The following is a 12560-nucleotide window of genomic DNA, read 5'->3' as shown; positions in this document are numbered from 1 at the left end:
TGTTGTGCCCGATCGCGGAAAGGTGCGCCGCGCGCGCGGCGGGAACGCCCGATGCCTTCCCCGTCAAGAAACCCCGGGCGGTACGGCCGCACCGCTACGGCACGATCTTCTGGCTGGAGCGCGACGGCCATGTGCTGCTGGTGCGCCGACCCGACCAGGGATTGCTGGGCGGCATGCGCGCGCTGCCGACCGGGCCGTGGAGCGACACGCCGCCGGGTCTGGCCGGCGCGCCGGTCGCTGCCGACTGGCGCGCCGTCGCGGCACAGGTCAGCCACGGCTTCACCCATTTCACGATCGACCTTGCGCTTGTGCGGGCGGACACGCATCACGCCAGCAACCAGGGCGAATGGTGGCCGATCGATCGACTGGAGTCGGCGGGGCTGCCGACATTGTTCGCCAAGGCGGCTGAGGCGGTGAGGAGAGCGTAGTCGATGAAAGCGCACATGATCTGGAGTGCGGCCGGTGCGATCGCGCTCGCCGCCGCTGCCGCCGGCAGTGGCTGGGCCGGGCAGGCGCAGCGTGCCACGCCCGCCGCGGCGCCCCGCCCCGCCGCCACCGCGGCGTCCGTCTCCATCCCGCGTTCGACGCCGCTGCCCGCGACGCAGGCGTTGTTCGACGGCTATGTCGCGGCGAAGCGCGTGCCGGGGATCGCGGGCGCCTTTGGCGTCGGTGACGCCCCGACGGTCTTCGTTGCGGCCGGGCGGCTGTCCTATGCGGCCGGCGCGCCCGCCGCGGGGCCGGACAGCCTGTGGCGGATCTATTCGATGACCAAGCCGGTCACCGCGATGGCGGCGATGATCCTGATCGAGGAGGGCAGGATCGGGCTGGATGATCCGCTGTCGAAATATTTTCCCGCATTCGCGACGATGCGGGTGCTGACCAGCCCCGACACGTCGCTCGAATCGCGCCCCGCGACGAAACCGATCACGATCCGCGAACTGCTGACCCACACTGCCGGGCTGGCGTATAGTATCAACGCCAAAGGGCCGTTGCTGAAGGAATATGAGCGGCAGGGTATCCTGCCCCTGCAGGTGAACGCGGCAACCGAGCGACAGGCGCGGGCGGCGCGTCCGGCGACGCTGGCAGCCTTCGCCGAACGGGTGGCGACGCTGCCGCTGATCGCCGAGCCGGGCACGAAGTGGAGCTATTCGATCGGCCTCGACGTGATGGGGGCGGTGATCGAGAAGGCCAGCGGGATGCCGCTCGACCGCTTCGTGCAGACCCGCATCCTGAATCCGCTGCGGATGACGTCGACCTATTGGCAGGTGCCGGCGGCGGAGGCGTCGCGGCTGGCGACGAACTATGCGGTGCTCAACGGCGAAAGCCTGCCGTTCGACCCGGCGGCGACATCGGTGTTCCTGCAGCGGCCGAGCTTCGCTTATGGCGGCGCGGGGCTGGTGGCGTCGGTGCGCGATTACGATCGTTTCCTGCACATGATCCAGGAAGGCGGCACGCTGGATGGCGTGCGTATCCTGAAGCCCGAGACGGTGCGCCTGGCGACGTCGAACCTGTTGCCGCCCGGCGTGGTCTTCCCCGCATCGAACGGCGCCACCGACGAGGCGGGCTATGGCGCGGGCGGCTATGTCACGCTGGTCGACCGGCCCGGCGTGCTGGCGGGCACCTATGGCTGGGACGGCGCCGCCAATACCGTGTCCTGGGTCAATCCGACGCGAAAATTTCGCGGCGTGGTGATGGTCAACATCTTCCCGCCTGGCTCGATGCCGCTGCGGCGCGAGGTTCCCGCCGCGCTGCTGCGCGATATGGCCGGCGCGATGAGGGCGCGTCCGTGACGGCTGCGCCCGGTTTCACCGGCGGGACGCTCGACCGCGCCGACCATCTTCGCCACGATGCGGAGGGGATCGCTGCGGCGATGGGCAATTGGCAGGCACGGCTACTGCGACTCGACGGGCTCGATCCCGATATCGATGCGGACGGCCGGCTTGCCTGGGGCATGTTGTCCGACGCGCCGGACGAGGCGGAGTTCGTGCTGCTCGGGCTCGAGGACGGGCGCCCGCGTTTCGCGGCGGTGGTGCCGGGGGTGCAGGCGGCGCCGTTCGCCCGCTCCCCGCACCTGTTCAAGCTGCTCGGGGACCTGCGACCGGGCGAGGCGGCGATCTATGCGGCGGCGCGGTCACTGGTCGACTGGCACCTGCGGCATCGGTTCTGCGCCAATTGCGGGCACGAAACCGCGCTGTTCCGCGCCGGGTGGGGGCGCAAATGCCCGTCCTGCACCGCCGAGCACTTTCCGCGTGTCGACCCGGTCGTCATCATGCTCGCGGAGCATCACGGGCGCGCGCTGGTGGGGCGGCAGCCGACCTTTCCCAAGGGCCGCTATTCGGCGCTCGCGGGCTTTCTGGAGCCCGGCGAATCGATCGAGGAGGCGGTGCGGCGCGAGATCGCCGAGGAGTCCGGCATCGCGGTCGGCCCGGTCCGCTACGTCGCCAGCCAGCCGTGGCCGTTCCCCGCGCAACTGATGATCGCCTGTGTCGCGGAGGCGACGCACGATCGCATCACGCTGGACGTCAACGAGCTCGAGGATGCGATGTGGGTGTCCCGCGAGGAGGTGCGCGCGGCGTTGCGCGGTGACGGGCCGTTCCTGGCCCCGCCGCCTTATGCGATCGCCCATACGCTGCTGTCGGTTTGGGCGGCCGAGGGGGGATGAGCGGCGCGCGGATATGACGGCTCAGCCGCGTGAACGTGCCTGCGGATAGGTGCCGAGCAGGCGCACCCATTTCGAATGGAAGCCGAGTTCCTCCATCGCCCGGTCGAAACCCGGTTCACCCGGTCGACCCTCGACATCGGCGAAGAATTCGGTCGCGGCGAAGCTGCCGCCGCGCTGGTAGCTTTCGAGCTTCGTCATGTTGACGCCGTTGGTCGCGAACCCGCCCATCGCCTTGTACAGCGCCGCCGGCACGTTCCTTACCTCGAAGATGAAGCTGGTCATCCACGGACCCGCGCCGGTGAGCGGTCGGGCGCCGCGCGCCAGCGTCACGAAGCGGGTGGTGTTGTGGTCCGCATCGGCGATATCGGTGGCCAGCAGATCCAGCCCGTACAGCGCCGCCGCGCCGGGCGGGGCGAGCGCGGCGACCGATGGGTCGCGCGCCTCCGCCACCACCGCCGCCGCCCCGGCGGTGTCGGGGTAGCTCATTGGCGCGATGCCATGCGCCTTCAGCCAGTGGCGGCATTGCCCCAGCGCCTGCGGATGGCTCATCGCGTGGCGCACGCCGTCGCGCGGGCCGCATCCCATCAGGGCGTGGCGGATCGCCAGGAAATGCTCCCCGACGATCACCAGCCCCGATTCCGGCAACAGGAAATGAATGTCGGCGACGCGGCCGTGGAGCGAATTTTCGATCGGAATGATCGCGCAGCCGGCGCGCCCGTCCTTCACCGCCTCCAGCGCGTCGTCGAAGTCGAAACAGGGCAGCGCCAGTGCGTCGGGAAAGGCTTCGGTCACCGCGACATGGCTGTTCGCGCCGGGCGCGCCCTGGAAGGCGACCGCCCGTTCCGGCGCGGCGGCGGCGGCGGCGGACAGCGTGGCGACGAGCGATCGGGCGGGGGCGGCGTAATTCTCCATGATGGAGCGGCGACGTAGAAGACGGGCGCGTTACGCTCAAGCGCTTGCGGTGCGCAGATCGCTTTTCTATGGGTTGCCACAATCAAAAGGGGCGGATGGCGCACATGGACGATCGGAACAACACGATTGCGGGCTGGGTACTGGCGGGGGCCGGTGTTGCCCTGGGGCTTTCGATCGTGGGCGGTATGATGTTCCATGGCGAACGCCCCGAGAAGATGGGCTACCCGATCGAGGGCGTCGAAGAGGCCGGCGCTGGCGGCGGCGGTGAGGCGGCGGCGCCGATCGCGACCCGTCTGGCGACCGCCGACGCGGCCAAAGGCGCCGACGTCTTCAAGAAGTGCGCCGCGTGCCACACGATCAACCAGGGCGGCGCGAACGGCATCGGCCCGAATCTGTACGCCACCCTTGGCGAGGGGATCGCGCAGGGCAAGGGCGGGTTCGCCTTCTCCGACGCGCTGAAGGGCGTCGGCGGCAATTGGGACTTCGAGAAGATGGACGCGTGGCTGACGTCGCCGCGCAAGTTCGCCAACGGCACGAAGATGACCTTCGCCGGGCTGGGCAACCCGCAGGATCGCGCCAATGTGATCCTGTATCTGAACCAGCAGGGATCGAACCTGCCGCTGCCGGCGGCCCCCGCCGCGGATGCGAAGCCGGCTGATGCGGCGGCGGTGGCGAACGTCACCGATAGCGCGAAGGGCGACACCGCCGATCTCGCCAATCACGGCACTCCCGCCTCCGGCGCTCCCTCGGTCGATCCGGCGGCGCAGAAGGACAAGGGCCTCGCGGTGGTGCCGCCATCGGCGAAGCCATAAGGCGCCGTCGCCCCGGCCGCGGTGGCGGTCGGGGCGGAGATGCTTGCGTTCAGCGCGCCGCCTGTTCCGCGCGGGCGCGATAGAAGTCCTGCACCACGGCCCAGCCTTCCGCGGCACTGTCGACATAACGGAAGATCGCGAGGTCGCGTTCGGACACCACGCCCTCTTCCACCAGCGCCTCGAAATTCACGACGCGCTCCCAGAACTCGCGTCCGAACAGCAGCACCGGGATCGGTTCGACCTTGCCGGTCTGAACCAGTGTCAGCAGTTCGAACAGCTCGTCGAAGGTGCCGAATCCGCCCGGGAACGCCGCCAGTGCGCGGGCGTGGAGCAAAAAGTGCATCTTGCGCAGCGCGAAATAGTGGAACTGCGTGCTGAGCGACGGCGTGACATAGGGATTGGGGGCCTGTTCATGCGGCAGCACGATGTTGAGCCCGATCGATTCGGCATGGACGTCGGCGGCGCCGCGATTGGCGGCCTCCATGATCGACGGGCCGCCGCCGGAACAGACGACGAAATGGCGCCGCCCGGCTTCGTCACGCGGGAAGTTGGAGCATAATTGCGCCAGCTCGCGCGCCATGTCGTAATATTTGCTCTTCGCCACCAGCCGCTCGGCGATGCGGCGGCTTTTCTCGTCGGTCGCCATATCGAGCAGTGCCTGCGCCTTGTCGGGCTCGGGAATACGCGCCGAGCCATAGAAAACGAAGGTGGAGCCGATATGCGCCTCGTCGAGCAGCAACTGCGTCTTCAGCAGCTCCAGCTGGAAGCGCACCGGCCGCAGATCCTCGCGCAGCAGGAAATCCATGTCCTGGAACGCGAGCCGATAGGCGGGGCTTTCGGTCTGCGGGGTGGCGATATTGTGGGCGGCGGCGTCGGCATCCTGCTTTGCACGGGGAAAGACGCGGCTGGGTACTCGTGTATCTGACATGGGCGGTCGATAGGCCTCAAAGATGACAGCCGCAATAAGCCGGCCCGGGCCGCAACGTTCCGATCAGCGGCAGAAATGCGCGCCATCGTCCTCGAGGTGCAGATGGTCTCGGTGCGCCGCGTTATAATCCGGCGACAACACCGTCCCGAAGCGCCGGCAGGCGGAGGTGTGGCTCGTCGTCAGGAAGCGTCGCACCGCCGGATCGGGCGAATGCCAGTCCGACAGGATCGAGATGCGGCGGCCGTCCTTCAGCTCGAACGCGGCGATATCGATCGCGTTGGCGATCGCATGGCCGGAACGTCGCGCCGGCCCGGTGGTGCCGACGGTGTTGCGGCAGGCGTAGCTGCCCATGCTGACGATCCGCGACAATTCCGACCCGAGGATCTGATAGGCGGCGGGGGCGACGCCGTTGCGCGCCCAGGCGGCGAAGGCACGCGCCTGACCGCACCGGATCGCGCCCAGATTGGCGGTCGGCACCCCGATGTCGAGCAGCTTGACGGTGCCGATCAATGCGCAGCCCGGTCCCGTCCGGCGATCCGGGAGCGGCTGGAATTCGACCCCCAGCGCGCGCAGATCGGCGAAACATTGCGCGGTTTCGCGCGCGGATGGGCCGGCGACCTCGGGGCGCGGCGGTTGCGGTGCGGGCCGTTCCATCCGGCCGCAGGCGGCGAGGGCCAGCACCAATGATACCCATGTCATGCCGGACCCGATCCGGCGGCCGCCCATCCGCTGATCCCGCATCGCGTCGGCTTGCGGCACGGCGCCCCCCGGAACAAGCCCGTGGTGACGAAGAGAGTCGTCGGCGCGACGGGAGGTTGCCAAGGTGGGGCGCCGCCGCTAGGGCCGTCGACGGGCCACGCGGTCCCAACGCCGCGCGTGCTCTCTGTGAGGAGAGTCTGACATGACTGATTCGACTGCCGCCGACGCCGTTCTTGCGCCTGCGAAGCCCGCCACCAAACCGGCGCGTCCGCATTTTTCCTCCGGTCCCTGCGCCAAGCCGCCCGGCTATGATCCGGCCAGGCTCGCGACCGACGTGCTCGGGCGGTCGCACCGCTCGAAACTGGGCAAGCAGCGCCTGCAATATTGCATCGACCTGATGCGCGAACTGCTGAACCTGCCCGACACCCACCGCATCGGCATCGTCCCCGGCTCCGACACCGGCGCCTATGAAATGGCGATGTGGACGATGCTCGGCGCTCGCCCGGTGACCGCGCTGGCCTGGGAAAGCTTCGGTGAGGGCTGGGTGACCGACGCGGTCAAGCAGCTGAAGATCGATCCGACGGTGATCCGCGCCGATTACGGCCAACTGCCCGATCTTCGCCAGGTCGATTGGTCGAACGACGTGCTGTTCACCTGGAACGGCACCACCAGCGGCGTGCGCGTGCCGAATGGCGACTGGATCGCGGACGATCGCGAGGGGCTGTGCTTCGCCGATGCGACCAGCGGCGTGTTCGCCTACGACCTGCCGTGGGACAAGATCGATGTCGCGACGTTCAGCTGGCAGAAGGTGCTGGGCGGCGAGGGCGCGCACGGCGTGCTCATTCTGGGCCCACGCGCGGTCGAGCGGCTGGAAAGCTACACTCCCGCCTGGCCGCTGCCGAAGGTGTTCCGCCTCGTCTCCAAGGGCAAGCTGACCGAGGGCGTATTCAAGGGCGAGACGATCAACACGCCTTCGATGCTGGCGGTCGAGGATGCGATCTGGGCGCTGGAATGGGCCAAGGGGCTCGGCGCTGGCGGCTTGATCGCGCGATCCGACGCCAATGCCGCCGCGCTGGATCGGATCGTCGCGGAGCGTGACTGGCTGGGGCATCTCGCCGTGGACGAGGCGTCGCGGTCGAAAACCAGCGTCTGCCTGACGGTCGATGCGGACGAAGCGGTTATCAAGAAGATGGTGTCGCTGCTGGAGGCGGAAGGCGCCGCCTTCGACATCGGCGGGTATCGCGACGCTCCGCCGGGGCTGCGCATCTGGTGCGGCGCGACGGTGGATACCGCCGATATCGCGGCGCTCGGCCCGTGGCTCGACTGGGCCTACGCGACGGCGAAGGCCTGAGCATCGCCCCTGCGAAGGCGGGGGCCGATGTCTGCCTGTTCCCTTTCTGCTGCTGACACGCGCCGCATCGCGCCCGTGTCAGCCGCTATCCCCCATTCACAAGAAACAAGCCCCCGCCTGCGCAGGGGCGACGGAGTGTAGATCATGCCCAAGGTACTGATTTCCGACAAGATGGACCCGCGCGCTGCCGAGATTTTCCGCGAACGCGGGGTCGAGGTGGACGAGATTACCGGCAAGACCCCCGACGAGCTGAAGGCGATCATCGGGGAATATGACGGCCTCGCGATCCGTAGCTCGACCAAGGTGACGAAGGACATCCTCGAACACGCCACCAATCTGAAGGTGGTCGGCCGTGCCGGGATCGGGGTCGACAATGTCGATATCCCCGCCGCTTCCGCGAAGGGCGTAGTGGTGATGAACACGCCGTTCGGCAATTCGATCACCACCGCCGAACATGCCATCGCGCTGATGTTCGCGCTCGCGCGCCAGTTGCCGGAGGCGGACGCCTCCACGCAGGCGGGCAAGTGGGAGAAGAACCGCTTCATGGGCGTCGAGATGACCGGCAAGACGCTGGGGCTGATCGGTGCCGGCAATATCGGTTCGATCGTCGCCGATCGCGCACAGGGGCTTAAGATGAGGGTCGTCGCCTTCGATCCGTTCCTGACCGAGGAGCGCGCGGTCGAACTGGGCGTGACCAAGGTGGCGCTCGACGAGCTGCTGGCGCGCGCCGACTTCATCACGCTGCACACCCCGCTGACCGATCAGACCCGCAACATCCTGTCGGCGGAAAATCTCGCCAAGACCAAGAAGGGCGTGCGGATCGTCAATTGCGCGCGGGGCGGGCTGATCGACGAGGTGGCGCTGAAGCAGGGGCTCGATTCGGGGCATATCGCGGGCGCGGCGCTGGACGTGTTCGTCAGCGAGCCGGCGAAGGAATCGCCGCTGTTCGGGACGCCCAACTTCATCTCCACCCCGCATCTGGGCGCGTCGACGACCGAGGCGCAGGTGAACGTCGCTATCCAGGTGGCGGAGCAGATGGCGGACTATCTCGTCTCGGGTGGGGTCACGAACGCGCTCAACATGCCCAGCCTGTCGGCGGAGGAAGCGCCGAAGCTGCGGCCGTATATGGGGCTGGCGGAAAAGCTGGGCAGCCTAGTCGGGCAGCTGGCGCATGGCGCGATCGACCGGATCTCTATCCATCGCGAGGGGGCGGCGGCGGAGCTCAATCCAAAGCCGATCACCAGCGCGGTGCTGAAGGGCTTCCTCGGCACGCAGACCGCGACGGTGAACATGGTCAATGCGCCCGTGCTGGCGCGCGATCGCGGTGTCGAGGTGCGCGAGGTGCGCACCGAGCGGGAGGGCGATTACCATACGCTGCTGCGTGTCGCGGTGCGCACCGCCGATGGCGAGCGTTCGGTGGTGGGCACCTTGTTCGGCGACGCGGCGCCGCGGCTCGTGGAACTGTTCGGGATCAAGGTCGAGGCCGATCTCGTCGGTCCGATGCTGTATGTCGTCAACGAGGACGCGCCGGGGTTCATTGGTCGGATCGGCACGCTGCTGGGCGAGGCGGGGGTCAATATCGGCACCTTCCACCTCGGTCGGCGCCAGGCGGGCGGCGAAGCGGTGCTGCTGCTCTCGGTCGATGAAGCGGTGGATGGCGCGCTGCTCGCGAAGGTGAAGGCGCTCCCGGGCGTGCGCACCGCGATGGGCCTGTCGTTCTGATCGCCCGGCGGGACGGGGCGTGTGTGCCAGCCCCGTCCCGCCGGCGTCGCCGGGGGTGGCCGCGCGCCGCCATGGGGCGGGCTATCGCACGCCCCTATTCCTTGATAGGGCAGCCGCTTGGCCTGCGGCGACGTGGGTTGCGGTGGGGGTAGTGGCGTGATCGGGTCCGTGTTCGTTGCGATGCTTGCGGTGGCGGAGCAGCCAGCGCCGCTGGTTCTGACCATGCAGGCCGCGACCACGGCCGTGGCGGAATCGACCCCGCCGGTGCTGATCGCCAACCCGCCGCCCCCGCCGCCGCTTATCCCGCTGATCGACGTTCCGCCGCCTGGTGCGGTCGTGGCGGACGGCACCGGGGCCGATCCGGCCGCCGGGCCGGATATCGTCATCCATGCGAAGCAGGGATGGGAAACGCCAGACCCGCTCAGCAATCTGAACGCCAAGTCTTTCGTCGTGACCGACAAGGTCGACAAGGCGGTGATCGGTCCGGTCGCGCGCGGCTATAAGCGAGGCGTGCCGAGCACGATCCGCGACGGCATCCATAACTTCCTGTACAATCTGCGCGAGCCGATCGTCTTCTTCAACTATCTGTTCCAGCACAAGATCGGCAAGGCCGTCGAAACGCTGGCCCGCTTCGGCATCAATTCCACCGCCGGCGTGGCGGGGGTGTTCGACATTGCGAAGCGCAAGCCGTTTCATCTGCCGCGGCGCAGCAACGGCTTCTCCAATACGCTGGCTTTCTACGGCGTGCCGAACGGTGCGTTCCTGTATCTGCCGCTGGTGGGGCCGACGACCGTGCGCGACATTCTGGGCGGCGCGATTGACCGCCTCGCCTTGCCGCTGACGCTGGGGCAGGGGGTGACCGACCTGCGCTTCGCGATCCCGGTCAGCGTGCTGAGCGCGCTCGACCACCGATCGGAGTTCGACGACACATACAAGGCGCTCGATAAGGCGCCGGGCGATAAATACGCCATCCAGCGCGATTTCTATCTGCAACGCCGCCAGAACGAGATCGACGCGCTGCATGGGCGCTCGAAGGGCGACGTGGGGGGCATGAACGAGCCGCCGAAGGGCTCGTTCCGGCTGAAGCAGCGCAATGGCGCACCGCCGGTGATCATCCCGATCGGCCCCGGCGCCGATACCGCGCCGAAGGCGACTGCGCCCGCACCGACCGGCGCGGCCCCGGCGGAGACGACCCCGGCGCCGGTTACCGGCACTCCGCCAGCGCCAGCGAACGATACCGCGCCGGCGCCCGTACCCGGTCCGGCGCCCGCGCCCACCGCGGGCTCTGGCGATTCGCCGCCGTCGTCGCTATCCGCGGCGCCATGACCCGATCCGGCCTGCTTCCCGAAGGATTCCACGATCGTCTGCCACCGTTCGCCGACGCGGTCGGCGTGGCGGAGCAGCGTGTGCTGGAGGCGGCGCGGGTGCACGGTTATGAACGGGTCGATCCGCCGCTGGTCGAGTTCGCCGAGGGGCTGGCGACGCGGCTGAAGGCGGGCGGGCTGCGCGACGCGGTGCGCTTCGTCGATCCGATCAGCCAGACGACGATGGCGGTCCGCCCCGATCTGACCGCGCAGGTGGCGCGGATCGCGGTGACGCGGATGGGGCATCATCCGCGCCCGGTGCGGCTGTCCTATGCCGGGTCGGTGCTGTTGCTGCGCGCCTCGCCGCTCGCACCGCAGCGCGAACGCCGGCAGGTGGGCGCCGAATTGATCGGGCTGGATTCGGTCGCCGCCGCGCGGGAAGTGGTCGGCGTCGCGGTCGAGGGGCTGGGCGCGGCGGGGGTGACCGGCGTGTCGATCGACTTCACGTTGCCGGACCTTGTCGATACGCTCGCGGCGGGGCCGTTGCCGGTCGCCGCGGAGCAGATCGCGCCGCTGCGTGAGCGGCTGGACGCCAAGGATGCGGGCGGTGTCGCGGCGATCGCGCCGGCGTATCTGCCGCTGATCGCGGCTGCCGGCCCGTTCGCGCGCGCGCTGGAACAGTTGCGCGCATTCGATCGCGACGGCGCGCTGGCCTCGCGGCTCGACGGGCTGGCGGCGATCGCGGAGGCGCTGCCCGATGGCGTCACGCTGACGCTCGACCCGACCGAGCGGCATGGCTTCGAATATCAGACCTGGCTTGGCTTCTCGCTGTTCGCGCGCGGCGTGATGCGCGAGCTGGGGCGCGGCGGCACCTATATGATCGTGCATGGCGACGGCGCGGAGGAAGCGGCGGCAGGCTTCTCGCTGTACGCCGATGCGATCGTCGGCGGGGCGGCGGCGATCGAGCGGCGACGGCTGTTCCTGCCGTTCGGAACCCCCGTCGAGGCGGGCGCCAGAATGCGGGCGCAGGGCTGGGTCACCGTCGCGGCGCTCGAAGCCGGCGACACGCCCGAGGCGCAATTGTGCACCCATTTCTACGCCGACGGGGAAGCGCGCGCGCTGGCGGGCTAAGCGCGACGCTCGCCCACATTGCCTGGTACGTGCGCCCGCGCGTGCTGGGACGTCGGGTTTACGAGGTCAGGCGGAAATGGAAGACGCGGCTTGGCCCGTCTTCGGGCAGCACGAACAGGTCGCGTCCGTCGACCGCCATGCCCTCGCCGGTGAACGGCCCGCCACGGCCGAACGGACGCACCGGGCCGATCGCGCCAGCGCGCAGCGTGTCGCGGATCTGCAACGACGGCCAGTCGATCCAGTCGACCGTCCCGCTCAGCCACGTCCGACTGCCGCTGGCGACGAGTTGGTCACCAACGAATTTCATGTCCTGATAATGGGTGCGCGACGGATTGGGCACGGCACGCACGCGCGAAAGATCGTTGAGGTCGAAAACGTAGAGTAGCCGGCTGTCCCAATTGCCGGCGACCAGCTCACCGTCGCGCGCGGCGATACAGCCGAGATGGTCAGCGACGCGGATGCGGCGGCGCTCCCGCAGCGTATTCGCGTCCAGCTCGATCAGGTCCGCGCTGCTGTTGGGGCGCATTTCGGCGACCGGGATCCACAAGGAACTTCCCTGCCGGGATATCCCGCCGGGAGGATAGCGCGCGCCATCGGTCAGCTCGATACGCCGCACGAAGCGTCCGGTGCGGCGGTCGAAAAGGTGCAGATAGCCGCGATGCGCGCGTCGATCGACCGAGGTGACCCACAGGCGATCGCCATCCACCTCCAGCCCCTGGACGTGGAACAGTTCGCCATCCAGCGGCAGCGCGCCGATGAAGCGCGTGCGTTCGATCGCGCCGTCATGGCCCTGTGATGGAATCGATCCGGTGGAGGCGGCAATGATGATGGACAGGGCGGCAATGCGCCAGCGTCGGCCAAGGCGAACCATGCGATCGGTCTCCGCGTTGTTCGTCGTCGCCGCGCGCATGGCAGAGCGGTGTTGCAGCCTCGCGCCATTTTCGTTGCACTTTGACTTTAGCGGGCGGGGAGCGGTTGACCTGTCGTCGTCACCCCGCTACCCGCCGCCGCGACATCGCTGAACCACTCGCGCGCCGAG

12 protein-coding genes are annotated in these 12560 nt (G+C 68.8%); 8 read left to right on the top strand and 4 right to left on the bottom strand.

Annotation, left to right across the window (positions count from 1 at the left end; translation table 11 throughout):
* The 3 genes from ACFDSW_RS01190 to nudC form a co-directional block, all read left to right on the top strand.
* On the top strand, positions 1–428 hold a 428-nt coding region (locus tag ACFDSW_RS01190), incomplete at its 5' end, for an NUDIX domain-containing protein (protein ID WP_375248440.1).
* Positions 429–431: 3 nt separating this feature from the next.
* On the top strand, positions 432–1790 hold the full coding sequence (locus ACFDSW_RS01185; protein ID WP_375248439.1) for a serine hydrolase domain-containing protein: 1359 nt from the start codon (positions 432–434) through the stop codon (positions 1788–1790).
* Positions 1787–2662 carry an NAD(+) diphosphatase gene (gene nudC, locus ACFDSW_RS01180; protein WP_375248438.1) on the top strand — a complete coding sequence of 292 codons (876 nt, stop codon included), beginning with the start codon at positions 1787–1789 and terminating at the stop codon, positions 2660–2662. The genes ACFDSW_RS01185 and nudC overlap by 4 nt, the downstream gene beginning before the upstream one ends.
* Positions 2663–2683: 21 nt before the next feature.
* On the opposite strand, the gene ACFDSW_RS01175 is transcribed toward nudC, so the two are convergent.
* Positions 2684–3574, bottom strand: a complete 891-nt coding sequence (locus ACFDSW_RS01175; protein ID WP_375248437.1) for a prephenate dehydratase — start codon at positions 3572–3574, stop codon at positions 2684–2686.
* Between the two features lie 104 nt (positions 3575–3678).
* Between ACFDSW_RS01175 and ACFDSW_RS01170 the strand changes: the two genes are divergently transcribed.
* Positions 3679–4386, top strand: a complete 708-nt coding sequence (locus ACFDSW_RS01170; protein WP_375248436.1) for a c-type cytochrome — start codon at positions 3679–3681, stop codon at positions 4384–4386.
* A 49-nt stretch (positions 4387–4435) separates the two neighbouring features.
* Here ACFDSW_RS01170 and ACFDSW_RS01165 read toward each other — a convergent pair whose 3' ends face one another.
* Positions 4436–5314 carry an LOG family protein gene (locus tag ACFDSW_RS01165; protein ID WP_375248435.1) on the bottom strand — a complete coding sequence of 293 codons (879 nt, stop codon included), beginning with the start codon at positions 5312–5314 and terminating at the stop codon, positions 4436–4438.
* Between the two features lie 63 nt (positions 5315–5377).
* Positions 5378–6013 (bottom strand): extensin family protein, encoded by a 636-nt coding sequence (locus ACFDSW_RS01160; RefSeq protein WP_375248434.1) that lies wholly within the window; start codon positions 6011–6013, stop codon positions 5378–5380.
* A gap of 202 nt (positions 6014–6215) precedes the next feature.
* Between ACFDSW_RS01160 and ACFDSW_RS01155 the strand changes: the two genes are divergently transcribed.
* The 4 genes from ACFDSW_RS01155 to ACFDSW_RS01140 all read left to right on the top strand — a co-directional run bounded on the left by ACFDSW_RS01155 (position 6216) and on the right by ACFDSW_RS01140 (position 11521).
* Positions 6216–7364, top strand: a complete 1149-nt coding sequence (locus ACFDSW_RS01155) for a phosphoserine transaminase (protein WP_375248433.1) — start codon at positions 6216–6218, stop codon at positions 7362–7364.
* Between the two features lie 144 nt (positions 7365–7508).
* Positions 7509–9086, top strand: coding sequence for a phosphoglycerate dehydrogenase (gene serA / locus ACFDSW_RS01150; RefSeq protein WP_375248432.1), 1578 nt, complete (start codon positions 7509–7511; stop codon positions 9084–9086).
* A 156-nt stretch (positions 9087–9242) separates the two neighbouring features.
* Positions 9243–10412 carry a VacJ family lipoprotein gene (locus tag ACFDSW_RS01145; protein ID WP_375248431.1) on the top strand — a complete coding sequence of 390 codons (1170 nt, stop codon included), beginning with the start codon at positions 9243–9245 and terminating at the stop codon, positions 10410–10412.
* Complete coding sequence (locus tag ACFDSW_RS01140; RefSeq protein ID WP_375248430.1) at positions 10409–11521, top strand: ATP phosphoribosyltransferase regulatory subunit; 1113 nt, start codon at positions 10409–10411, stop codon at positions 11519–11521. Before ACFDSW_RS01145 ends, ACFDSW_RS01140 begins: the two co-directional genes overlap by 4 nt.
* 58 nt (positions 11522–11579) lie before the next feature.
* Here the strand turns inward: ACFDSW_RS01140 and ACFDSW_RS01135 are convergent, their stop codons facing one another.
* Complete coding sequence (locus tag ACFDSW_RS01135) at positions 11580–12392, bottom strand: DUF6454 family protein (protein WP_375248429.1); 813 nt, start codon at positions 12390–12392, stop codon at positions 11580–11582.
* Positions 12393–12560 lie beyond the last annotated feature (168 nt).

Origin of the sequence: Sphingomonas sp., from assembly GCF_042091075.1 — a bacterium.
In the GTDB taxonomy this organism is placed as follows: Bacteria; Pseudomonadota; Alphaproteobacteria; order Sphingomonadales; family Sphingomonadaceae; genus Sphingomonas.
Note: the sequence above shows the minus strand (reverse complement) of the source record. Positions and strands in the feature narration are given on the sequence as shown.